The 22,252-nt window shown below is 71.4% G+C and carries 23 protein-coding genes; 7 read left to right on the top strand and 16 right to left on the bottom strand.

Going from position 1 to position 22,252, the window contains the following annotated elements:
• The first annotated feature begins 575 nt into the window (after positions 1-575).
• From soxR to JJ691_RS47625, 3 genes are all read left to right on the top strand, one after another.
• Positions 576-1,040 (top strand): redox-sensitive transcriptional activator SoxR, encoded by a 465-nt coding sequence (gene soxR, locus JJ691_RS47635; RefSeq protein WP_211765963.1) that lies wholly within the window; start codon positions 576-578, stop codon positions 1,038-1,040.
• Between the two features lie 98 nt (positions 1,041-1,138).
• Positions 1,139-2,038 (top strand): ornithine cyclodeaminase family protein, encoded by a 900-nt coding sequence (locus JJ691_RS47630; RefSeq protein ID WP_211765962.1) that lies wholly within the window; start codon positions 1,139-1,141, stop codon positions 2,036-2,038.
• 48 nt (positions 2,039-2,086) lie between these two features.
• On the top strand, positions 2,087-2,617 hold the full coding sequence (locus tag JJ691_RS47625; RefSeq protein ID WP_211765961.1) for an RNA 2'-phosphotransferase: 531 nt from the start codon (positions 2,087-2,089) through the stop codon (positions 2,615-2,617).
• On the opposite strand, the gene JJ691_RS47620 is transcribed toward JJ691_RS47625, so the two are convergent.
• The 9 genes from JJ691_RS47620 to nadA form a co-directional block, all read right to left on the bottom strand.
• Positions 2,604-2,771, bottom strand: coding sequence for a hypothetical protein (locus JJ691_RS47620; RefSeq protein WP_211765960.1), 168 nt, complete (start codon positions 2,769-2,771; stop codon positions 2,604-2,606). The two genes, JJ691_RS47625 and JJ691_RS47620, sit on opposite strands and share 14 nt — an antisense overlap.
• Positions 2,771-3,370, bottom strand: coding sequence for an imidazoleglycerol-phosphate dehydratase HisB (gene hisB, locus JJ691_RS47615; protein ID WP_211765959.1), 600 nt, complete (start codon positions 3,368-3,370; stop codon positions 2,771-2,773). The genes JJ691_RS47620 and hisB overlap by 1 nt, the downstream gene beginning before the upstream one ends.
• The gene (locus tag JJ691_RS47610) at positions 3,367-4,473 is read right to left on the bottom strand and encodes a histidinol-phosphate transaminase (protein WP_211765958.1); all 1,107 of its coding nucleotides are present in this window, start codon (positions 4,471-4,473) and stop codon (positions 3,367-3,369) included. Before JJ691_RS47610 ends, hisB begins: the two co-directional genes overlap by 4 nt.
• Positions 4,474-5,793: a histidinol dehydrogenase gene (gene hisD / locus JJ691_RS47605; protein ID WP_211765956.1), complete on the bottom strand. Its 1,320-nt coding sequence runs from the start codon at positions 5,791-5,793 to the stop codon at positions 4,474-4,476. It abuts the gene before it with no gap.
• Positions 5,794-5,845: 52 nt separating this feature from the next.
• Positions 5,846-6,853, bottom strand: coding sequence for a phosphotransferase enzyme family protein (locus JJ691_RS47600; RefSeq protein WP_211765955.1), 1,008 nt, complete (start codon positions 6,851-6,853; stop codon positions 5,846-5,848).
• A complete protein-coding gene (locus tag JJ691_RS47595; RefSeq protein WP_211765954.1) occupies positions 6,838-8,373 on the bottom strand; it encodes an ABC transporter substrate-binding protein in 1,536 nt (511 codons plus the stop codon). The genes JJ691_RS47600 and JJ691_RS47595 overlap by 16 nt, the downstream gene beginning before the upstream one ends.
• A gap of 264 nt (positions 8,374-8,637) precedes the next feature.
• Positions 8,638-9,492, bottom strand: a complete 855-nt coding sequence (nadC, locus tag JJ691_RS47590) for a carboxylating nicotinate-nucleotide diphosphorylase (protein ID WP_211765953.1) — start codon at positions 9,490-9,492, stop codon at positions 8,638-8,640.
• Complete coding sequence (locus tag JJ691_RS47585; RefSeq protein ID WP_211765952.1) at positions 9,489-11,105, bottom strand: L-aspartate oxidase; 1,617 nt, start codon at positions 11,103-11,105, stop codon at positions 9,489-9,491. The genes nadC and JJ691_RS47585 overlap by 4 nt, the downstream gene beginning before the upstream one ends.
• Positions 11,102-12,118: a quinolinate synthase NadA gene (gene nadA / locus JJ691_RS47580; protein ID WP_211765951.1), complete on the bottom strand. Its 1,017-nt coding sequence runs from the start codon at positions 12,116-12,118 to the stop codon at positions 11,102-11,104. The genes JJ691_RS47585 and nadA overlap by 4 nt, the downstream gene beginning before the upstream one ends.
• A 104-nt stretch (positions 12,119-12,222) precedes the next feature.
• Between nadA and JJ691_RS47575 the strand changes: the two genes are divergently transcribed.
• The 3 genes from JJ691_RS47575 to JJ691_RS47565 all read left to right on the top strand — a co-directional run bounded on the left by JJ691_RS47575 (position 12,223) and on the right by JJ691_RS47565 (position 14,915).
• Positions 12,223-12,885 (top strand): NUDIX hydrolase, encoded by a 663-nt coding sequence (locus JJ691_RS47575; protein WP_256449331.1) that lies wholly within the window; start codon positions 12,223-12,225, stop codon positions 12,883-12,885.
• Between the two features lie 5 nt (positions 12,886-12,890).
• On the top strand, positions 12,891-13,571 hold the full coding sequence (locus JJ691_RS47570; protein WP_211765949.1) for an LON peptidase substrate-binding domain-containing protein: 681 nt from the start codon (positions 12,891-12,893) through the stop codon (positions 13,569-13,571).
• Positions 13,572-13,913: 342 nt separating this feature from the next.
• Positions 13,914-14,915, top strand: coding sequence for a purine-cytosine permease family protein (locus JJ691_RS47565; RefSeq protein ID WP_442912568.1), 1,002 nt, complete (start codon positions 13,914-13,916; stop codon positions 14,913-14,915).
• A gap of 4 nt (positions 14,916-14,919) precedes the next feature.
• Here JJ691_RS47565 and JJ691_RS47560 read toward each other — a convergent pair whose 3' ends face one another.
• The 6 genes from JJ691_RS47560 to JJ691_RS52800 all read right to left on the bottom strand — a co-directional run bounded on the left by JJ691_RS47560 (position 14,920) and on the right by JJ691_RS52800 (position 19,590).
• A complete protein-coding gene (locus JJ691_RS47560; protein WP_306291341.1) occupies positions 14,920-15,576 on the bottom strand; it encodes a DUF2567 domain-containing protein in 657 nt (218 codons plus the stop codon).
• 10 nt (positions 15,577-15,586) lie between these two features.
• Positions 15,587-15,793 (bottom strand): biotin synthase auxiliary protein BsaP, encoded by a 207-nt coding sequence (gene bsaP, locus JJ691_RS47555; protein ID WP_211772183.1) that lies wholly within the window; start codon positions 15,791-15,793, stop codon positions 15,587-15,589.
• A gap of 9 nt (positions 15,794-15,802) precedes the next feature.
• Positions 15,803-16,813, bottom strand: coding sequence for a biotin synthase BioB (gene bioB / locus JJ691_RS47550; protein ID WP_211765948.1), 1,011 nt, complete (start codon positions 16,811-16,813; stop codon positions 15,803-15,805).
• Positions 16,814-16,884: 71 nt separating this feature from the next.
• Positions 16,885-17,601, bottom strand: a complete 717-nt coding sequence (gene bioD, locus JJ691_RS47545) for a dethiobiotin synthase (RefSeq protein ID WP_211765947.1) — start codon at positions 17,599-17,601, stop codon at positions 16,885-16,887.
• Between the two features lie 35 nt (positions 17,602-17,636).
• On the bottom strand, positions 17,637-18,902 hold the full coding sequence (locus tag JJ691_RS47540) for an adenosylmethionine--8-amino-7-oxononanoate transaminase (RefSeq protein WP_211765946.1): 1,266 nt from the start codon (positions 18,900-18,902) through the stop codon (positions 17,637-17,639).
• Positions 18,903-18,912: 10 nt separating this feature from the next.
• The gene (locus JJ691_RS52800; protein ID WP_249227492.1) at positions 18,913-19,590 is read right to left on the bottom strand and encodes a helix-turn-helix transcriptional regulator; all 678 of its coding nucleotides are present in this window, start codon (positions 19,588-19,590) and stop codon (positions 18,913-18,915) included.
• A 121-nt stretch (positions 19,591-19,711) separates the two neighbouring features.
• On the opposite strand from JJ691_RS52800, the gene JJ691_RS47530 reads away from it, so the two are divergent.
• Positions 19,712-20,752, top strand: coding sequence for an alpha/beta hydrolase family protein (locus tag JJ691_RS47530; protein WP_211772180.1), 1,041 nt, complete (start codon positions 19,712-19,714; stop codon positions 20,750-20,752).
• Here the strand turns inward: JJ691_RS47530 and JJ691_RS47525 are convergent.
• Positions 20,742-22,244, bottom strand: coding sequence for a S53 family peptidase (locus JJ691_RS47525; RefSeq protein ID WP_249227491.1), 1,503 nt, complete (start codon positions 22,242-22,244; stop codon positions 20,742-20,744). The two genes, JJ691_RS47530 and JJ691_RS47525, sit on opposite strands and share 11 nt — an antisense overlap.
• Between the last annotated feature and the right edge of the window lie 8 nt (positions 22,245-22,252).

The raw sequence follows: 22,252 nt of genomic DNA, 5'->3' as shown, positions 1-22,252 counted from the left end.
CGATTGTGGGGGTCGGCGGGCCGAATGAAAACCGTTGCGTAACGGTTTGCAGGGCTGCACGTAACGCGGAACCGGGTCCGCCGCCGATACGACTCTAAGGTCCCGCCCGACCGGTCAACCGGTGAACTGGTCGGAAGATACGGCGGCCGCCGGCCATCGTGTCCGCCCGACGACGCCCGCCGCCGATGACTGTCATCGGGCCAGGCCCCCCACCATCCCGATCATCCGCCGCCCGCCGCTGGAACGGGCCGGCGCGTGGTCGGCGATCCGCTCGGCTTCCCTCGGTCGCTCGCGGACGCCGCCGAACGGGCCGCCTGGACGGGCGAGCAGGGCTCGCTTCTGGACGCGGTCGATGGTCGCGGGCCGGGGTGGACACCGCCTCGAAGGGTCGCCCGGTCGACGGAGTGGACGCGCCGAATCCGGGCCGGGACCGACCGGCGGTGCACGGGGTGAGGCGGATGCAGCGAGTGGTGCTGGTGATGCGCACGGTGGTGAAACCCGTTCGGCCGACCGGAATCCGGCGTGGGCGGGCGGGGGAGTGCGCGTTCGAGTTAACTCCAGGTTAGGCTCAACGGGTGGTGAAACTCCCCGACTGGCTGTCCATCGGACAGGTGGCCGAACGCAGCGGAGTCGCGCAGACGGCGCTGCGGTTCTACGAGGAACGAGGCCTGATCGTGGCCGAGCGGACGGCGGGCAACCAGCGCCGGTATCCACGCTCGGTGCTGCGCCGGCTGGCGTTCATCCGCTCGGCGCAGCGGGTGGGTCTCAGCCTCGAGGACATCGGCGCGGCGCTGGCGACACTGCCCGAGCAGCGCACCCCGACCAAGGCCGACTGGGCCCGGCTGTCGCGGGAGTGGAAGGCCGAGCTCGACGCCAGAATCGACTCCCTGCAACGACTTCGGGACAAGTTGGAGGGCTGCGTCGGCTGCGGCTGCCTGTCGATGCGGATGTGCTCGCTGTTCAATGCCGACGATCGGATGTCCGACTACGGTCCGGGTGCGCCCCGCCTGCGCGCTGCGGCCGAGGGGGGTATCGACTGAGTGTCGCCGGTCGGCGCAGGGTGATCACCGTTGCGCCATAAGGATGCAGCTGTCCGCGCCGGCTTGAAGCGGGTGTCGGGCAGTCGCAGACTGGACACGTGAAGGTCATCTCGGACGCCGAAGTGCGTGCCACCCTGCTCGCCGGGGCGGCTGTCCGAGTTTCCCGAGACGCCCTCGTGGACGCCCACCGCGGCACCCTCAAGGCCCCGCCGCGCGCCGGGATTGACGTCGGCTCAACGGAACTCGTGTTCACCGCCGGCGGAAACTCTTCAGGAACCGTGGGATTCCGGTGCTACGGACTGTGGCCCGGGCATGCTGACCAGCTGGTCGCGGTGTGGGACGACAAGGGCTCGCTGCGCGGAGTGGTGGTCGGCACCGCGCTCGGCGCGCTGCGCACCGGCGCGCTCGGCGGAGCCGCCGTCGACGCGCTGGCCAAGCCCGACGCCTCGGTGTGCGCGGTCATCGGCTCCGGCACGCAGTCGTGGGCGCAGCTGTGGGGCGCCTGCGCGGTGCGGACGTTCAGCGAGGTGCGGGTCAGCTCGCCGACCCCGGAGAACCGGGCCAAGTTCGCCGCGCGGGCCCGTGACGAGCTCGGCCTGAACGCGGTCGACCTGGCCGACTCGGTCGAAGCCGTGCGGGACGCCGACGTCGTGCTGGTGGCCACCAAGTCGACCAAGCCGGTGCTGCCGGCGACCGCGTTCGCCCCCGGCTGCCACGTGAACACCATCGGCCCCAAGCTGCGCGGCGCCAGCGAGCTGCCGCCGGAGCTGGCCAGCGTGGCCGCCATCGTGGCCAGCGACTCCCCCGCCCAGGCCGCCGCCTACGGCAACCCGTTCTTCACCGGCCGCAAGCTGGCCCACCTGGGCGGCATCATCGCCGGCGAGCTGCCCGGCCGGATCAGCGAGGGCCAGATCACCCTGTACTGCTCGACCGGCCTGGCCGGGGCCGACGTGCTGCTGGCCGACCACGTGCTGAGCGAACTGGACCTGGCGGCCTGACCCGAATTCCCTGGACGCCGGCCCCTCCCCCGCGCACACTTGCCGGACATGAACGAGAAAGACACGATCCGCGTTTCCAAGCGGCTGGCGCGACATCTCAGACACGCGCCCGAGGAGATCGGCATCCAGCTCACCGCGGACGGCTGGACCGAGGTCGACCCGTTGCTGGCCGCGCTGGGCATCAGCCGCGAGCAGCTGGACCACGTGGTGGCCACCAACGACAAGCGCCGCTACGCCTTCGACGACACCGGCACCCGGATCCGGGCCAGCCAAGGCCATTCCGTGCCGGTGGAGCTGAACCTGCCGGCGGCGACGCCCCCGGACACGCTGTACCACGGCACGGTCGCCCGGTTCCTGGACGCGATCATGGCCGAGGGACTGCGGCCGATGAGCCGGCACGACGTCCACCTGTCGCCGGATGTCGCCACGGCGATCAGGGTGGGGTCACGCCGTGGCAAAGCGGTCGTGCTGGCTGTCGACGCCAAGGCGCTTCACGCCGACGGGCACGTGTTCCGGTTGAGTGCCAACGGAGTCTGGCTCACTGCCCACGTGCCCGCCCGCTACCTCAGTTCGACATGAACCACGCGACCGCGCCGCCGGCGGCCAGCAGGGCGAGCACGCCCAGCACGGCGGCGGCGATCCTGGAGGCCTGCTTCCACATCGTGTAGACGCCGCCGATCAGGAAGCCGGCCACGGCCAGCAGCGCGATGGCGATGTACTGGTGCTGGGTCATCACAGCACCCCCTTCGTGGAGGGCACGCCCGACACCCGCGGGTCGGGCTCGGTGGCGGCCCGCAGCGCGCGGGCGATCGCCTTGTACTCGGCCTCGGTGATGTGGTGCGGGTCCCGGCCGTGGATCACCCGCACGTGCAGGGCGATCTGGGCGTGGAAGGCCAGCGACTCGAACACGTGCCGGTTGAGCACGGTCGCGTAGTTGTTGCCGACGGTGAAGGACTCCATCGACTCGGGCTCGCCGACGTGCACGCAGTACGGCCGGCCGCTGGCGTCGATCGCGGCGTGGGCCAGGGTCTCGTCCATCGGGATCCAGCAGTCGCCGAACCGCCGGATGCCGGCCTTGTCGCCCAGTGCCTGGCGGATCGCCTGGCCGAGCACGATGGCCACGTCCTCCACGGTGTGGTGGGCGTCGATGTGCACGTCGCCGGTGGCCCGCACCACCAGGTCGAAACTGCCGTGCACGCCGAAGGCGGTCAGCATGTGGTCGTAGAACGGCACACCGGTGTCGATCTCGACCTTGCCCGAGCCGTCGAGGTCGATCTCGACCAGCACGGACGATTCCTTGGTGGCGCGCTCAACGCGCCCGATCCGGGTCACCTGGAAATCTCCTTGCTGGCAGCCAGAAACGCGTCGTTCTCGTCGGGCGTCCCGATGCTGACCCTGAGGTGGTTGGCGATGCCGACGTCCCGGATCAGCACGCCACGGTCCAAATAGGACTGCCAGGCGGCCCGGGCGTCGTCGAACCGTCCGAACAGGACGAAGTTGGCGTCGCTGGGCACGACCTGGAATCCCATGCCGGCCAGGGCGTCCACCACGCGGTGGCGCTCGGCGACCAGCTTGGCCACCGAGGCCAGTGTCTGCTCGCCGTGCCGCAGCGCGGCCAGCGCGGCGGCCTGGGTCAGCGACGCCAGGTGGTAGGGCAGCCGCACCAGCTGCAACGCGTCCACCAGGGCGGGCGCGGCGGCCAGGTAGCCCAGCCGGCCGCCGGCGAAGGCGAACGCCTTGCTCATGGTCCGCGTGACCACCAGCTTGTCGGCGAATTCCTCAAGCAGGCCAAGGGTGCTGGCGTGCTCGTTGAACTCCGCGTACGCCTCGTCGATCACCACGATGCCCGGCGTGACGGCGATCAGCGCCCGCAGCTGGTCCAGCGGGATGGCCTGGCCGGTCGGGTTGTTCGGGCTGGTGATGAACACCATGTCCGGCGCGCGTTCCACGATGATGCGCGCCGCTTCCTCGGTGTCCAGCGAGAAGTCGGCCCGACGCGGCGTGGGCACCCAGTCGGTGCGGGTGCCGGCGGCGATGATCGGGTGCATCGAGTACGACGGCTCGAAGCCCAGGGCGCTGCGGCCGGGTCCGCCGAAGGCCTGCAGCAGCTGCTGGAGGATCTCGTTGGAGCCGTTGGCGGCCCACACGTTGGCCACCGTCACCGGCACGCCGGTGGAGGAGGCCAGGTAGGCGGCCAGTTCCGTGCGCAGGGCGATCGCGTCGCGGTCCGGGTAGCGGTGCAGCGTCGCCGCCACCTCGGCCGCCGCCGCGGCCACGTCGGCGACCAGCTCCGGGGGCGGCGGATACGGGTTCTCGTTGGTGTTCAGGCGGATCGGCACGTCCAGCTGTGGCGCCCCGTAGGGCGTGCGGCCACGCAGGTCGTCGCGCAGCGGCAGGTCGGCGAGCTGGACCCGCGCGCCAATGGGATCGGTCATTCAGGCGTCCTTGAAACGGGCGGTGACGGCTTGGCCGTGTGCGGGCAGGTCCTCGGCGTTGGCCAGCGCGACCACCTTGTCGGCGACGTCGCGCAACGCGTCCTCGGTGTAGTCGATGACGTGGATGCCGCGCAGGAAGGTCTGCACGGACAGGCCCGAGGAATGGCGGGCGCAGCCGCCGGTGGGCAGCACGTGGTTGGAGCCGGCGCAGTAGTCGCCGAGCGAGACGGGGGCGTAGGCGCCGACGAAGATCGCGCCGGCGTTGCGGACCCGGGCCGCGACCGCGCGGGAGTCGGCGGTCTGGATCTCCAGGTGCTCGGCGGCGTACGCGTCGACCACCTTCAGCCCTTCATCCACAGTGGACACCAGGATGCAGCCGGACTGCCGGCCCGCCAGCGCTTCCGCCACGCGGGCGCTGTGCTTGGTCGCGCCGACCTGCTTGTGCAGCTCGACGTCGACCGCGTCGGCCAGTTCCTCGGAGTCCGTGACCAGCACGCTGGCCGCCAGCGTGTCGTGCTCGGCCTGGCTGATCAGGTCGGCCGCCACGTGCGCCGGGTCGGCCGTGCCGTCGGCCAGGATGGCGATCTCGGTCGGGCCGGCCTCGGAGTCGATGCCCAGCTGGCCGCGCAGCAGCCGCTTGGCCGCCGTCATGTAGATGTTGCCCGGACCGGTGACCATGTCCACCGCTTCGAGCTCCGCGCCGTCGGTGTCCACGCCGCCGTAGGCGAGCAGCGCGATCGCCTGCGCCCCGCCGACCGCCCACACCTCCTCGACGTCCAGCAGCGCCGCCGCGGCCAGGATCGTCGGGTGCGGCAGGCCCCCGTGCTCGGCCTGCGGCGGCGAGCACACCACCAGCGAGCCCACGCCCGCCGTCTGCGCCGGCACCACGTTCATCACCACGCTCGACGGGTACACCGCCAGGCCGCCCGGCGCGTACAGGCCGACCCGGCCCACCGGCACCCAGCGCTCGGTGACCGTGCCGCCCGGCACCACCTCGGTCGTCTTGTCGGTGCGCCGCTGGTCGGCGTGCACCTTGCGAGCGCGGGCGATCGACTCCTCCAGCGCCGCCCTGACCTTCGGGTCCAGCTCGTCCAGGGCCTGCCTGATCCTGTCCCGCGGCACCCGGACCGACGCCGGCTTGATCCGGTCGAACCGCTCCGCGAACTCCAGCACCGCCGGCACGCCCCGCTCGCGCACCGCCTCCACGATCGGCCGCACCTGATGCAGCACCACGTCCACGTCGACCTCGGCGCGCGGCAGCGTGGCGCGCAGGTGGGCCGGGGACGGGACGTGACCACGCAGGTCGGTGCGATTGAGCATGGCCATCAGGGTACCGAGCCGAGTTGTCAAGTTTTCCGGCACCGGGCCCGCGTCACAGGCGGAGGGATCCCACGTGCACTCCAGTCTCCACATACGCCGCCAGTTGGCCCACCAGTTCGCGCAGCCGCCTCTCTCGCCACTCGGCCACCGTCGGATTGACCGACCGCGCCAGATAGTTCACGACGACCAGGTCACGTAGGGCCAGGTAGTCGGTGAATTCCGCCATGGCGGGCAGGGGACGTTGGGACGCGTAGCCCTCGAGAAATCGGTGCGCAAACGTTTGGTAGCCGCTTGGCTCGGACCGGTCCAGGCGAGCGACGGAGTCGAGGAAGGCGGCGATGTCGAGAAGGTCGTGACCCCAGCCGCAATCCTCGAAATCGATGACGGCCAGTTCGCCCCGTCGCGAACAGAGGAAGTTGCCGCGGTGGAGGTCGCCGTGGATCAGGATCTCGCGACCGGTTTCCGCTGGAGCCCCGCTGCCGATTCGACGTGCCGCGGCGGTCAGCACCCCAGCGGCGTCGTCGCCCAGGACGCGGTCGACTTCGGGGAGGTTGTCGGACAGGGCGGCGGTGATGGACTGGAAGGTCATTACCGGGCGAATGAAGGTGACATCGGGAGTGAAGCCATCCGCCTGGGCGTGGACGGTTGCGACAATACGGCCGTAGTCGGCGGCCAGTGGCGTGTCGTAGGTGATTCGGGGAACCCTGCCGTCGAGCCAGGTTGTCATGACAACAACGGCCGGGAAGTCGGGCAGTTCGACCACCCATTCACCGGCCGATGGCATCAGCGGAACCGGACGGCGAATCTCCGAGAGCCGGGCCAGCCAGCGCATTTCGGAAGCGATATGCGCCGAGGAGAGATCCGGTCGGGTCGAGAGGCGGAGGAAGAACTTTCCCGACGGGCTGGTGAGCTGGTAGATGCCGTTCAGCTCGTACTGGACGAGGCGGAGCCGGCCAGGCGGGAGGTCGAAGGCGGACAGGCCGGTCAGGGCGGCGGCGCGGAGCAGCCGGAGCTGGCGGGGACGGGAGAGGGTGGCGAACCGGCTCAGCGGGCGGTCCACAGTTCGACGTTCCACCACGGACCCCAGGCCAGCGGCCCGTGCACGGACGGCTCGGTGATCGCCACGGAGCCGGACCAGTTGTCGTGCACGGCGTAGGTGTGGGTGACGAAGGCCAGGGTGACCAGGCCGGGGTCGCCGATGTAGGCCCGCTGGGCGGCGCGGAAGGCAGTGGCGCGGGCGGCTGGGTCGGTGGCCTTGTGGGCGTTGTCCAGGGCGGCGTCGACGGCGGAGTCGCTGTAGCCGGTGGTGTTGTCGGCGCCGCCGGTGTGCAGCACGGACCGCACGGCCAGATCGGGGTCGAAGGGGTTGCCGCCGGAGACGACCTGGGCGGTGTCGGGGCCGCCGCCGGCGACCGCGGTGACGTCGAAGCCGACGGCCCGGAGCTGGGTGGCAAACGCTTGCGCGATGGCCTTGCGGTCCAGGTCGCCGGCCGGGTAGCCGACGGAGAAGGCGGCCCGCACGCCGCCGTGGGAGCGGATGCCGTCGGGGCCGGCGACCCAGCCGGCCTGGTCCAGGATGCGGCCGGCGGCGGCGCGGTCGAAGCGATAGGTGGCCGCGGGATCCACGAACTCGGGCAGCGAGTCGGGCATCGGGGTGTAGGCGGGCGTGCCCTTGCCCCCGAGGGCGGTGCCGATCAGATCCTTGCGGTCGACGGCGAAGTTCAGGGCCAGCCGCACGGCCCGGTCGCCGGTGACGGGACCGGCCGGCAGGGACACGGCCCGGTAGTCGGCGCTGTCCTCGGTGACCATCTTGACGTTGTCGAACTTGGCCACGGCGACGGCCTGCTGCTGCGGCACCTCGATGCCGTCGAAGTCGCCGGCCTTCATGCGGGCGATGCGGGAGGCGTCGTCCGGCACGAAGACCACGGTCATCTTCACGATCTTGGGCGGCACGCCGTAGTAGTGCTTGTTCGGGCTCAGCACCACCTGCTTGCCCTTGTCCCAGGCGGTCACCGTGTAGGCCCCGGTGCCGGGCGGCCGCGGATCGGTCGGCGCGGCGGTGTGCGGGATGATGCCGAGCACCAGCCGGGTCGGGAACGACGGGAACGGGAACGACAGGTCGAAGCGCACGGTCAGGTCGTCCACGGCGACCGCGCCGGCCAGCATGTCGAAGTCGGGCCGCAGCGGGGACTTCACGGCCGGGTTGAGCACGGCGTTGTACTCGGCGGCCACGTCGGCGGCGGTGAGCGGGCTGCCGTCGGCGAAGTGGACCCGCTGGTGCAGCTTCACCGTCCACGACTTGCCGTCCGGCGACGGCAGCGGCATGTCCGTGGCCAGCAGCGGCCGTAGCGAGCGGCCGGCGTTGTAGGTGAGCAGCCCGTCGTACATCCGCGACGACCCGTACGGCGCGAAGCCCTGCACCGGGTTCAGGCTGGCTGGCTCGGTGGAGGCGGCCACGGTGATGGTGGTGTTGTCGTCGACTGTCCCGCCCGACCGGCTCGGCGCCGGGTCGCCGGTGCACGCCGCCACGACCACGGCGGCGGTGAGCAGGCAGACGGAGAGCAGGAGTCGACGCAGCACAGCCCCCGACAGTATCTCTGCCGCGCGTTCCGCGCGGGACGAGGTCGCTCTAAGCCGGTCTCTTCGCCTTGGCCGAGAAAATCGCTGGACAGATGCGATTTTCTCGGCCCGCGGCTCCAGAGACCGGCGCGACCTCGTGTCAGACCAACTGACGTCTGCCTGAGGGGCCTCACACGGACCGTGACGGCCACCGCTCCGGGCAGGGATCGTCGGCGAACCAGCGCAGCCAGCCCGCGACCTGCCGCAGCCGCGAGTGCGACGACGCTACATGTCGAGACCCAGGTCCAAGGCCGGGGACGAGTGCGTGAGGCCGCCGACCGACAGATAGTCGACGCAGGTCTCCGCGTACGCCCGGGCAACGTCCAAGGTCAGGCCGCCGGAGGCCTCCAGCAGGGTGCCGGCGCCGGCGGCCTTGGTGCGGCGGAAGGCCTCGGCGCACTGCTCAGGGGTGAAGTTGTCCAGCAGCACCAGTTCGGCGCTGGCGGCCAGGGCCTCGTCGAGCTGGTCCAGGGTGTCGACCTCGACCTCGCACGTCAGCGTGGGCGCATAGGCCCGCGCGGCGGCGAGGGCAGCGGTGACGGAGCCGGCGGCCTGGACGTGGTTGTCCTTGATGAGGATGGCGTCGCCGAGGCCGAGCCGGTGGTTGACGCCGCCGCCGCAGCGCACGGCGTACTTCTGCAGCAGCCGCAGGCCGGGCAGGGTCTTGCGGGAATCCCTTACCGCGCAACCGGTTCCCTCGATGGCGGTGACCCAGGCGGCGGTGGCGGTGGCGATGCCGGACAGGTGGGTCAACAGGTTCAGCGCGGTCCGCTCGGCGGTGACGAGGCCGCGGACCGGGCCCCGCACCACCAGGGCGGGCGAGCCGGCGTCCAGTCGTGAACCGTCCTCGACCTTGGACACGAGCTCGTAGTCGGTGACCTCGTCGAGCACGGCCAGCGCGGCCGGCACGCCGGCGATCACACCGGGCTTGCGCGGCGTGAAGCTGGCGACGGCCACGGCGTCGGCCGGCACGGTGGCCAGCGTGGTGGCGTCCGGACCGTAGCGAAGGTCCTCCTCCAGCGCGGTCTTGATGACTCGGCGGAGATCGTCAACATCGATGTCTTTGGATCTGATAGTCACGCCACACCCCCAAGAACGGGACGCTCGAACAGGAAGGGCCGCCCGGCGGCGTCCAGCCGCACCGGGACGGACCGCTGCCACAGGGCGTCGTTGCGGTTCGGATAGTCGGTGCGGACGTGGCAGCCGCGCGACTCGGTGCGCTCGGCGGCCACGGTCAGCAGGATCTCGGCGGCCATGGTCAGGGCCGCGTCCTCGACGCTCTCCCGCGTCCGCAGTGGACGGACGACGGTCGACTTCTCCAGCACGGCGGCGGCCGCGGCCAGACCGTCCACGGTGCGACCGATCGCCGCATGCCGGGACATGGTGCGCTGCAACACATCCCGCTCGGTCACGGCCGACGCCAGCGAGCCCAGCAGCTCCGCCTTGCGCGGGTCCCCGAGCAGGCCGCTGGCCCGGTCGTGGGCAACCGCGCGGGCGGCCCGGGCGCCGACGACCAGGCCTTCCAGCAGACTGTTGGAGGCCAACCGGTTCGCGCCGTGCAGACCGGACCGAGCGACCTCGCCGGCGGCGTACAGGCCGGGCACGGCCGTCCGCCCGTCAACGGTCGCGACCACGCCGCCGCACGAGAAATGAGCCGCCGGGGCAACGGGAATCGGGTCCACGGCCGGGTCGACGCCGATGGCCGCACAGGCCGCGAAGACGGTCGGGAATCGCTTGCGGAAGGCCGCTCCCGCCAGATGCGTTGCGTCCAGGAACACGTGATCCGTGCCGGTCTCGTTCATCCGGCGGGTGATCGCCGCCGACACCACGTCGCGAGGAGCCAGGTCGGCCAACGGATGCACGCCGACCATCACGCGGGAACCGTTGGCGTCGACCAGAACCGCGCCCTCGCCGCGCACGGCCTCAGTCACCAGCGGGCATCGCCCACGGGCGCCGGAACCCGTGTACAGCACGGTCGGGTGGAACTGCACGAACTCCAGGTCGGCCACGGTGGCGCCGGCGCGCAGGGCCAACGCGAGGCCGTCGGCGGTGGCGACCTCGGGGTTCGAGGTCACCTGGTACATCTGCCCGACGCCCCCGGTGGCCAGCAGCACGGCCGGCGCACGCAGCACGCCCGGCACGCCATCTCCGTCCAGCACAAGCAATCCGGCCACCGCACCCGACGGCGTACGCAGCGCCTCCACGGCAACGTGGTTGTCCAACATGGCGATCCGGCCGTCACGGGCTTGCGCCAGCAGGGCACGCTCGACCTCGGCCCCGGTCGCGTCGCCGCCGGCGTGCACAACACGGAACGCCGTGTGCCCGCCTTCCCGGGTACGCGCCAGCTTGCCGTCCTCCCCCTGGTCGAACACCGCGCCCCACCGGCGCAAGCGCTCCACCGCCGCCGGACCGTCGGCGATGATCGCCGCGACCGCCGACGAGTCGCACAGGCCCGCGCCGGCGGTCAGAGTGTCGGCGACGTGCCGGTCGACGGTGTCGCCCTCCTCGTGCTCACCGGGCAGCACCACGGCCACCCCGCCCTGGGCCCAACGGGTGTTCCCGTCCCCCAGCGCCGCCTTGGTGACGACCAGGACCCGCAGGCCGAGGGCGTGCGCGTCCAGCGCGGCGGTCAGGCCGGCCACGCCCGAGCCGACGACCACGAGGTCGGCGTCGGCCTCCCAGCGGGGCCTCACTCCGCACCGCCGGGCTGGCCGATCTCGATCATCCGCTGCACCGAGGCCCGGGCCCGCGAGGCCGTGTCGGCGTCCACGAACACCTCGTCGGCCTGGTCGCGCAGGCAGCGCAGCAGCGCCGCGGGCGTGATCATCTTCATGTACCGGCAGGACGCCCGGTCGTTGACCGCCTGGAAGTCGATCTCCGGCGCGGCCTTGCGCAGCTGGTGCAGCATGCCCACCTCGGTGGCCACCAGCACGCTGCGGGCGTTGGTGGCGCGGGCCGCGGTCAGCATGTCGCCGGTGGACAGGATCTTCACCTTGTCCGCCGGCACCGCGCCCTCGCCGGCCAGGTACAGCGCCGAGGTGGCGCAGCCGCACTCGGGGTGGATGAACAGGTCCGCCTCCGGGTTGGCAGCCGCCCGGTCGGCCAGCTCGGGGCCGTTGATGCCGGCGTGCACATGGCACTCGCCGGCCCAGATGTGCAGGTTGTCCCGGCCGGTCACGCGGCGCACGTGCGCGCCGAGGAACTGGTCCGGGCAGAACAGCACCTCGCGGTCAGCCGGGATGGAGGCGACCACGTCCACCGCGTTCGAGGACGTGCAGCAGATGTCGGTCTCGGCCTTCACCTCGGCGGTCGTGTTCACGTAGGAGACGACCACCGCCCCCGGGTGCTCGGCCTTCCACTCCCGCAGCTGCGCGCCGGTGATGGAGTCGGCCAGCGAGCAGCCGGCCCGGGCGTCCGGGATGAGCACCCGCTTGTCCGGGCTGAGGATCTTCGCCGTCTCGGCCATGAAGTGCACGCCGCAGAAGACGATCGTGGACGCGCTGCTGCTGGCCGCGATGCGGCTCAGGGCCAGCGAGTCGCCGGTGTGGTCGGCGATGTCCTGGATCTCGGGCAACTGGTAGTTGTGCGCGAGCAGGACGGCGTCGTGCTGGTCGGCCAGCCGCCGGACCTCCTCCCGCCAGGCGGCGTCCGGCCGGACCCCGGTCCAGCCGTCCTCGGTCCGCTCCAACTGCGCGGTAGCGGCCATGGTTCCTCCTCCGTTTGCGGTCCCCCGGTTTTCGCCTTACAATCGAAAACGTGCCAGATCCTATCAGCCAACCGGGGTTAACAGGCAATGAAGTACTGGCAGCAGTGCTCCAGGTGAGGCGGGAATCACTCCAGGTCCTGCTCTGGCGGCGCGCTCAGGAACCGCACGCCCACCGCTGGTCACTGCCCGGTGGGCGGCTGCGCGACGACGAGGACGTGGAGGCGTCGATCCGCCGGCAGCTCGCCGAGAAGGTGGACGTCAGGAAACTGGCACATGTCGAGCAGCTGGCCGTGTTCAGCGCGCCGGACCGGGTGCCGGGCGGCCGGATCGTGGCCAGCGCCTTCCTCGGGCTGATCCCCTGCGACGTCGACCCCGAGGTGCCCGAGGACACCGCGTGGCACCCGGTGGACGACCTGCCCGACACCGCCTTCGACCACGACGCCATCGTGCGGCGGGCGCAGAGCCGGCTGCGGGCCAAGCTGTCGTACACCAATCTCGGCTTCGGGCTGGCGCCGCCGGAGTTCACCATCTCCGCGCTGCGCGAGCTGTACTCGGCGGCGCTGGGCTACCGCGTCGCCGCGACCAACCTGCAGCGCGTGCTGTCCCGGCGGGGCCTGCTGGAGGCGACTGGTCACACCTCGCCGCCGGGGCCGTCCGGAGGCCGCCCAGCTGCGCTGTTCCGGTTCACCGGGCACGGCATGCTCGTGACCGATCCATTCGCCGTGCTGCGACCACCCAGCAAGGGGTCCGGCTCCGACGTACGGTAGACGGCGTGGCCGAGACGCTCCCGATCTTCCCGCTGGGCACCGTGCTGCTGCCCGGGGCGTCCCTGCCGTTGCACATCTTCGAACCGCGCTACCGGCAGCTCACCGTCGACCTGGTGACCGGCGCGGTGACCGGGCGCAGCTTCGGCGTGGTGGCGATCAGACAGGGCTGGTTCACCGACGTGGACGAGCTTTCCCAATTGCACGAGGTCGGCTGCTCGGCGACGCTGCGCCAGGTCAACCGGCTGCCCGACGGCCGGTTCGACATCGTCACCCGCGGCGAGCGCCGGTTTCGCCTGCTGGACCTGGATTCCGGCAGCGCGCCGTACCTGCTGGGCAGCGTGGAATGGCTGCCCGACGCGGAAGTCGCGCCGGCCAGCGTCTCCGCCGCGCCGCAGCTGACCGAGTCGGCGCGGGCCGCGCATCGCCGCTACTGCAACGCCGCCTGGCACCGTGAGGACTGGAACGAGCCGGAGATCGGCGCGGACACCGGCACGCTGGCGCACCTGCTGGCCGCCGACTGCCTGCTCACCATCGAGGACCGCCAGGGCCTGCTGGAGGAGCGCAACCCGCTGCGACGCCTGCGGATGGTGCGCCGGGTGCTCAACCGCGAGACCGGCATCCTGCGTGAGCTGCGGGCCATCCCGGCGGCGCTGTCGGAGTTCAGCATCAAGCCCAGCACGAACTGACCCTGACGTTATGAACGGACCGTTCCTCCACTCCCGGTGGAGGAACGGTCCGTTCCAAACGCAAGGGTTGACAAGGCCAGGCGGCCACCCGACGGCACTCCGGGAAGTGCTCGCCCGCGCCGCTGCCTGCCGGCAGCACAGGAGAGTGCTCGGCCGCGCCGCTGCCTGGACCGTCGCCGGATTTCACCCGCCGCCACCCAACGCAACCCACCACCCAAGCCGATGCGGCGGGTTAAATCCGGCCAGGGAAGGCAGCGGTCACGAGCGGCCGAGCCGCGACGCCGAAGGCGGCGCCAACAACACAGCGACGCCATCGCCGGTGCCGCACAACGACTGTTCGCTGTGAACGGCGGAACTCTGCTGCGGGCGCTGGCCTACGGGGCCATCGCCATCGCGGTGCTCGTGGTGTGCATCTACGGCTACCAGTTCATGCTGCTGATCAACAAGATCGCCGTTGTCCTGGGTAGCGCGATCATGTTGCTGGGCATCGTCGCCTTCGCCGGCTCCTTCGACCCCAGCTACGCCGGCACCGGCCACTACGCCCTCGGCTCGTTCTGGCCCACCTGGATCCTGGCCGCGCTGACCGTGATGGCCAACCCCATCTCCTTCGGCGCATTCCTCGGCGACTGGTCCCGCTACATCCCCAGCACCCACAGCCGCCGATCCCTGCTCGCCGCGCCGTTCCTGGCCCAGCTGGCCACCCTGCTGCCGTTCACGTTCGGCATCGCCACCGCCACCCTCGTGCCCGACGCCGGTGACTACATCAACGGCCTGACCGCGACTTCCCCGCTCTGGTACGCGATTCCGCTGATCCTGGTGGCGCTCATCGGCGGCCTGTCCACCGGCACCACCTCGCTGTACGGCACCGGGCTCGACTTCAGCTCCATCTTCGTGCGGCTCACCCGGGTGCAGGCCACGATCCTGATCGGCACGCTCTCGGTGGCCTTCATCTTCGTCGGCAACTTCGTGCTGGACATGGTGTCCAGCATCAACGCCTTCGCCACCCTGATCGTGCTGTGCACCTCGCCGTGGATGGTGATCATGATGATCGGCTTCGTGCAACGGCGCGGCCACTACGACGTCGAGGACCTGCAAGTCTTCAACCAGGGCCGGCAAGGCGGCCGCTACTGGTACCGCCGCGGGGTGAACTGGCGGGCGATGGCGGCCTGGATCCCCGCCACCGCGCTCGGCCTGCTGACGGCGAACACGCCGGTCATCGTCGGCCCGCTGCACGACATCGCCGGCGGCGTCGACGTCAGCCTGGTCTGCACCCTGTGCACCGCGGCCGTCGCCTACCCGATCCTGACCAGGCTCTTCCCCGAGCCCGCAGAGGTTTTCGGCTGAGCGTTCAGCCCAGGCGGCGGCCCAGGTCGTCCATGCCGTTCCAGGCGGTCATCGTGCCGTAGGCCAGGGCAGTGGCCAGCGGCTGGGCCAGGATGACCCAGCTGGACTCCAGCACCGGGGCCTGGTCGAAGACGGTGTGGTTGGCGGGCGTGCCGGGCAGCGCGTAGTGGCCGCCGGCCCAGGACACGCCGACCTTCATCGCCAGCCACGCGCCCAGCGCGGAGCCGAGCACGGCGGCGATCATGATCACCGGGCCGCGGCGTTCCCGCAGCAGCCAGACCACACCGCCGACGACCAGGCCCATGCCCAGGCCGAGCAGCACGAAGAGGATCAGGTCGTCGAACCGGTGGTAGCTCTCGTCCAGCAACGGGATCTGCTGGCCGTCGACCATGATCACCCGCTGCGCCGGGGCCAGGATCGACCACAGCCAGCCGACCAGCAGCCCGGTCAGGGCCACCGTGGACAGCACGCTGACCGCCGGCAGCAGGTCCCGCTTGACCACCACGCGGGGGCGTCTGGCCGCCGGCAGCATGGCCATGATCGCGGCCACCGACGGCACGTCGGCGGGAACCCCGTCGGCGGCCGACGCCGGCTCCGGATCCTTCTCCGTCACCGGCGGGATGCGCATCGGCTCGGCCCGCTCGCCCGCTTGCTCCGACATCCTGGTGACCCTAGTCGACCGACGGTGACGTCGACGTTCGCTCGCCGTGTCGGCTGCACCGGGCCACCCATCCGGCTGGCGTCACCTGGACCACCATGCGCCGGCCGCAGTCCGCGCAGAACCGCGGCGGGTCGATCGAGGCCAGCATGACAGCGCAGTGCCCGTGGTCGCCCTCGGCGGCGGCCTTGCCGCAGCGGGCGCAGAATTCGGCGTTCACGTCCACCTTCTACAGCGTCTGGTTCAACGCCTTGACCGGCATCTTCAGCTCGTCCAGCATCTCCAGGTCCTGGGCGGCGGGCCGGCCCAGGTTGGTCAGGTAGTTGCCGACGATGATCGCGTTGATGCCGCCCAGCATGCCCTGCTTGGTGCCGAGGTCGCCGAAGGTCAGCTCACGGCCGCCGGAGAAGCGCAGCAGCGGCCGCGGCATGGCCAGCCGGAACGCGGCCACGGTGCGCAGCGCGTCGCGGCCCTCGACCACCTCGTACTGCTCGTACGGGGTGCCCGGCTGCGGGATCAGGAAGTTCATCGTGCACTCGTCCGGGCCCAGCTCGGCCAGCTGCGCGGCGAACTCGGCCCGCTGCTCGACCGACTCGCCCATGCCGATGATGCCGCCGCAGCAGACCTCCATGCCGGCCTCGCGGATCATGCGCAGGGTCTCCCAGCGCTCCTCCCACGTGTGCGTGGTGACCACGTTCGGGAAGTGCGAGCGGGCGGTCTCCAGGTTGTGGTTGTAGCGGTGCACGCCCATCGCCACCAGCTCGTCGACCTGCTCCTGCGTGAGCATGCCCAGCGAGCAGGCGATCTGGATGTCGTTGCCGTCCGCGCGAATGGCCTTGATGCCCTCGCGGACCTGCGACATCAGCCGGGCGTCCGGGCCGCGCACGGCGGCCACGATGCAGAACTCGGTGGCGCCGGTCTCCCGCGTCTCCCGGGCCGAGCGCACCAGCCCCGGAATGTCCAGCCAGGCCGAGCGGACCGGTGACGGGAAGCGGCCGGACTGGGAGCAGAAGTGGCAGTCCTCGGGGCAGCCGCCGGTCTTCAGGCTGATGATGCCCTCGACCTCGACGTCCGGCCCGCACCAGCGCATCCGCACCTCGTGGGCCAGCCCCAGCAGCTCCTCCAGCCGGTCGTCGCCGAGGCGGAGCACCTCGAGGATCTGCTCCTGGGACAGCCCTTCACCGCGCTCCAGCACCTGCTCACGGGCGACGGCGATGATGTCGGTGTCCACGGCGGTCACAGGCGGCTCTCCTCCAGTTGGGGTCGGGTGCAGTCTGCCGCACGCGACCTCGCAGTCTCGTGTTACGAGGCTCACGCCGTGAACTGCTCGGCGAACACGTCCGGGTCGAACGTGCCGCCGAGCCACGGTGACATGCCGGCCCTCGCGACCTCAAGAAAGTCTGCGGGGTCCAGTAGTCCCGCGCCCTGGGGCAGCGCCCCGAGCAGCGGACCGCCGGCCGCCTCGGGCAGGTCCACCAGGTTGCACAGGGAGGCCAGGTCCGGCTCGGACGGCCAGCTGCCGATCACCACGCCCGCGCACTCGACGCCCCGTCGCAGCAGCACCTCGGCGGTCAGCGCGGTGTGGTTGAGGGTGCCCAGGCCGGCCTCGGACACGATCAGCACGATGGCGTTGAGCGCCCAGGCCACGTCGGCCAGGGTCGCGCCCTCGTCGTCGAACCGGACGAGCAGCCCGCCCGCGCCCTCGACCAGCACCAGGTCGTGCTCGGCGGCCAGCTCCGCCACCACCGAGGCGATCTCCCCGGGGTGCACCTGCGGCAGCTCGGCCCGGGCGGCCGCGGTGGCCGGGGCCAGCGGCTCGGGGTAGCGGCGCAGCTCCTTGGTCGTGATCTTGCCGGCGAACCGGGCGACCTCGTCCAGGTCACCGGGCTCGTGCGGGCCGACGCCCGTCTGGGCCGGCTTGACCACGGCGACCCGCTGGCCGCTGTCCACCGCCAGCGCCGCACAGGCCGCGGTGACCATGGTCTTGCCGACGCCGGTGCCGGTGCCGGTGATCACGAGGATGTTCACGACCCATCAGGTTAGTGGCTGGGCCGGGGTCGGGCTCAGCCGACCGTCGCGGCCGCAATGATGGCGTTGCACACCTGAGACAGGTCGTCGTCCCCGATCACGTACGGCGGCATGGTGTAGATGAGGTCGTTGAACGGCCGCAGCCACACGCCGTGGTCGACGGCTGCCTTGCTCGCGGCGGCCATGTCGACCGGGTGGTCGAGCTGCACGGCGCCGATCGCGCCGAACACCCGCACGTCGGCGACCCCGGGCAGGTCACGGGCGGCCTCCAGTTGGTGCAGGCCGGTCTCGATGCGCTTGATCTCGCCCTGCCAGTCCTGCCCGAGCAGCAGGTCGATCGAGGCGTTGGCGACGGCCGAGGACAGCGGGTTGCCCATGAAGGTCGGGCCGTGGGCCAGCACCGGCACCTCGCCACGGGAGATGCCCTCGGCCACGCGGGACGTGCACAGCGCGGCCGACATCGTCATGTAGCCGCCGGTCAGGGCCTTTCCGAGGCACATCACGTCGGGGCTGACGCCGGCGTGGTCGGCGGCGAACAGCTCGCCGGTGCGGCCGAAGCCGGTCGCGATCTCGTCGAAGACCAGCAGCACGTCGTTGGCCAGCGTGACCTCCCGCAGCACGTGCAGGTAGCGGGGGTCGTGGAAGCGCATGCCGCCGGCGTTCTGCACCACCGGCTCGACGACCACGGCGGCCAGCTCGTCGGCGTGCTGCTCAACCAGGTCCACGAGGTGCTGCACGTAGTCGTGCTCGAACTCGCGCGGCGGCGGATCGGCGAACACCTGCTGCGGGAGCACGCCGGTCCACAGGGAGTGCATGCCGCCCTCGGGGTCGCACACGCTCATCGGGTGGAAGGTGTCGCCGTGGTAGCCGCGCCGCCAGGTCAGCAGCCGGGTCTTGCCGGACCGGCCCAGCGACCGCCAGTACTGGAGGCACATCTTGATCGCCACCTCGACCGACACCGAGCCGGAGTCAGCCAGGAACACGTGTCGCAACGGCTCGGGGGTGATCTCCACAAGCTTGGTGGCCAGCCGCACGGCCGGCTCGTGGGTGAGCCCGCCGAACATGACGTGGCTCATCCGCCCCAACTGGTCCCGCACAGCCTCGTCGAGCACCGGATGCCGGTAACCGTGGATGGCCGACCACCACGAGGCCATGCCGTCGATCAGTTCCCGCCCGTCGGCCAGCCGCAGCCGCACCCCCTCGGCGTCGGTCACCACGAGCGGATCGATCTGGCCGGGCATCGGGCCGTAGGGATGCCAGACGTGGGCGCGGTCCAGGGCGATGAGCTCGTCGGGGGTCACGGCGAGGACCCTAACCCGGGCGGACCAGTCCGGTCTCGTACGCGAACACCACCGCCTGCGCGCGGTCGCGCAGGCCCAGTTTCGGCAGGATCCGGCTGACGTGCGTCTTGACGGTCGAGTGGGCCAGGTGCAGCCGGCCGGCGATCTCCGCGTTGGTCCGGCCGGCCGCCAGTTCGATCAGGACCTCCCGTTCCCGGGCGGTGAGCAGGTCGAGTGAGCCAGGGAACGACGGCCGCTCTCTGGCCAGCGCCTGCGCGACGGCGTGCTCGCGATCCTTGAGCACCTGCGCCCGACGCGTTCGCATGACAACGCCCAGCACCGCCGCGGCGACGGCGGCGATGGTCAGACTCGTTGCGGCGACGAGGAATCCGCCCCAGCTGAGGGCGTACGCGATGATGCCGGCCTCCAGGACCGCGGCGGCGGCGAACAGCCAGCGCAGGGCGCGGTGCGCGCCGACGGTGTAGACCGCCACCAGCAGCGCGATGTCCGCCGGCAGCCTGAAGTCGAGCAGCAGCTGGACAAAGGCGGCGCTGGCGACCAGGCCGAACACCAGGACCGGCGCCTGCCGGCGCCAGGCCAGCGGGGCCATCAGCGCGACCTGCAACGGCCACGCGTCGTGCACCAGGGCGAAGGTCGCCAGGAAGAGCGCGGCGGCAAGCAGGGCATCCGCCGCCACGGTTCGGTTCACGCCGCCAAAACTAGGCTGGACCAGCTGAGAAAGCGCTGAGCTACATCTCGGGATATAGGGCGAACTTACCTCTCCAGACAGACGCGACCAGGGCGGTTGCCGGCCTAGCGTTCGACCCGTGATGACACTTCTCACCGCGGCGGCGATGGTCGCCGCGACCGCCACGGGCATTCACCTGCCCGCGCCGACCGGACCGTTTCCGGTCGGCAGCAGCATCTTGCACCTCGTCGACCAAAGTCGGCCGGACATCTGGGAGCCGGCGAACCCCCGCGAGTTGATGGTCAGCCTCTACTACCCGGCGTTCCCCGGCGGACAACCCGTCCCCTACGCCTCGGCAGCCGAGACCCAGCTTCTCGTGCAGGCCCAGGGGTTGCCGGCCGCCGACGCCCAGGCCTTCGCCGACACCACGACGAACAGCCACGCCCAGGCCCCGCCGCTGCCCGGCCGACATCCGCTGGTGCTGCTCTCCCCCGGCCTCGGCGCGCCGCGCTACACCATGACGACCCTCGCCGAGGAGTTGGCCAGCCATGGCTACGTGGTCGCGTCCATCGATCACGCCTACGAGTCCGCCGGCACCCTCTTCCCCGACAACCGCATGCTGACGTGTGTCGCCTGCGCGGCAACCGATCTCCGTCCGCTGGTGCTCAACCGGGCCGAGGACGCCTCGTTCGTCGTCGACCAGCTGACCGCCCGGTTACCCGGCCTCATCGACCCCGACCGGATCGGGATGGCCGGCCACTCCATCGGCGGCGCCAGCGCCCTGGCCGCGATGGAGGCCGATCCACGGATCAAGGCCGGCGTCGACATGGACGGGGCGTTCCACGTCGACGCGCCGAACGGCATGAGCCGCCCGTTCCTCATGCTCGGCAACGCCGACCACGGCCCCGGCGGCGCCGACACGACCTGGGACCAGGTCTGGCCGCAGCTCGACGGCTGGAAGCGCTGGCTCACCGTCGCCGGCTCCAACCACCTGTCGTTCACCGACGCCCCCACCCTGCTGTCCCAGCTCGGCACCCCGATGCCTGGTCTGCCGGCGGACCGGTCCATCGCCATCACCCGGGACTACGTCACCGCCTTCTTCGACCAGACGTTGCGGCACCGGCCGGAGACGATCCTGGACGGGCCGACGGCGGCGAATCCGGAGGTGACATTCAACCCTTGAGCCGGGCCAGCAGCGCGGCCCCGTCCGGAGTACCCAGTCCCGTGCACGGGTCCCAGCCCGGTGACGCCGGATAGCCCTGGTTGTCGCCGGCGGTCACGTCCCGGAAGCCGGCCGTGCGCCGGCCAGGCTGAGAGTCCTTGTACAGCAACGGTTGCAGCAGGCCAAGGGGCCGGCCCAACTGCTGGGCCAGGCGGGCCACCAGGGCGGCCCAGAGCGGGGCGACGGCGCTGGTGCCGCCGGCGGGCGACATTTTCCCGTGCACCAGAATGGAATACCCGGTCCGTGGATCGGCGACACCGGCGACATCGGGCACGCCGCGACCGGAATCCGGGGCGCCACAAGTGGACTGGTAGTCGGGGCGGGGGAAGAAGACGCTGACCCCGCCGCCGGTGGCGTTCTTGCCGGCGCCGTTGTTCCACACGGTCTCACTGTCGATCACGCCGGTCGAGGGGTCGGCGTGCAGCGTGGTTCCGCCGCAGGACAACACATGCGGGCTCGACGCCGGGAAGTCGACGTGCCGCTGGCCGTCGGTCTGCTCGTCGCTGGCGCCCCAGTCGCCGCTGGAGACGATCACGGTGACGCCGAGGGCGGCGGCATCGGCGAAGGCGTCGTCGAGGGCCTTGCGGGTCTGCTCGGTCCACAGGTTCTCGGCCCCGCCCCAGCTGATGCTGACCGCCACCGGGGTGGGCGTGGCGTGCACGGCGGCGCCGACGGCGTCGACGAAGCCCTGGTCGGTGTTGGGCGCGAAGTAGACGACCTGCCGCACCTCGGGCGCGAGCCCGCCGATCACCTCGATGTCGAGCAGCACCTCGTCGTCGGCAGGCGTGTTCGGCGCGTTCACGCCGTCGTCCACCGCGACCGTGCGCACCGACACCGGCCCGACGCTGATGTCCTGGAAGTACTGGGACAGGTCGGCATCCGTGTAGCCGCCGCCGAGTTCGATCACCGCGATGGTCTGGTCGGCGCCGGCCACCGCGGCCGGGAAACCGTAGATCTTGCCGAGTTGAGGAGGCGTATAGGAAATCTGGGGCGCGTCGGCGTCGGCCCGGGGCCGGCGGACCTGTGGGCGGTCGTCCAGCCCGAGCACTGCCTGCACCACACCGTCCAGTTCGGCCGGCACCTCCAGTGCCCCGACCCGGCGCCGGTGGTGGGTGTCCCCGACCAGTGCGACACCGAACGCCCGGTTCAGCGCGGCCAGATCACCGCGCACGGTCAGCCGCCGCGAACCGAGGTCCTCGGCGACCACTTCCACTCCGAGTCCACTGAGGACGGTGCGAACCCGCTGCACATCGCCGGGATCTGCCCCGTAGCGGTCGACGAAGTCCTGCCGGCCGATTGTCGACGGTCCGAACACGAGACCGGCCGGCAGCTCGGCCCGCCGTCGCAACACCACTGTCGCGGTGATCACGGTGGCGGGATCGAGCGTGCCGGCCGGCCCGGCGCCCTGGGCCGCCGGACGAGTGCTGCCTACTAGTGGAACTCGTGCTGGCATGCCCTCGA

This window comes from Kutzneria sp. CA-103260 (assembly GCF_018263855.1).
Classification (GTDB): domain Bacteria; phylum Actinomycetota; class Actinomycetes; order Mycobacteriales; family Pseudonocardiaceae; genus Kutzneria.
This window is presented reverse-complemented; position numbering and strand designations above follow the sequence as displayed.

What these genes read in the sequence shown, in the direction of transcription:
- JJ691_RS47625 (WP_211765961.1), top strand. Translation starts at nt 2,087, where the DNA reads ATGAACGAGAAAGACACGATCCGCGTTTCCAAGCGGCTGGCGCGACAT.
- JJ691_RS47620 (WP_211765960.1), bottom strand. Translation starts at nt 2,771, where the DNA reads ATGACCCAGCACCAGTACATCGCCATCGCGCTGCTGGCCGTGGCCGGC.
- JJ691_RS47610 (WP_211765958.1), bottom strand. Translation starts at nt 4,473, where the DNA reads ATGACCGATCCCATTGGCGCGCGGGTCCAGCTCGCCGACCTGCCGCTG.
- hisD (WP_211765956.1), bottom strand. Translation starts at nt 5,793, where the DNA reads ATGCTCAATCGCACCGACCTGCGTGGTCACGTCCCGTCCCCGGCCCAC.
- nadA (WP_211765951.1), bottom strand. Translation starts at nt 12,118, where the DNA reads ATGGCCGCTACCGCGCAGTTGGAGCGGACCGAGGACGGCTGGACCGGG.
- JJ691_RS47560 (WP_306291341.1), bottom strand. Translation starts at nt 15,576, where the DNA reads ATGTCGGAGCAAGCGGGCGAGCGGGCCGAGCCGATGCGCATCCCGCCG.
- JJ691_RS47530 (WP_211772180.1), top strand. Translation starts at nt 19,712, where the DNA reads ATGACACTTCTCACCGCGGCGGCGATGGTCGCCGCGACCGCCACGGGC.
- JJ691_RS47525 (WP_249227491.1), bottom strand. Translation starts at nt 22,244, where the DNA reads ATGCCAGCACGAGTTCCACTAGTAGGCAGCACTCGTCCGGCGGCCCAG.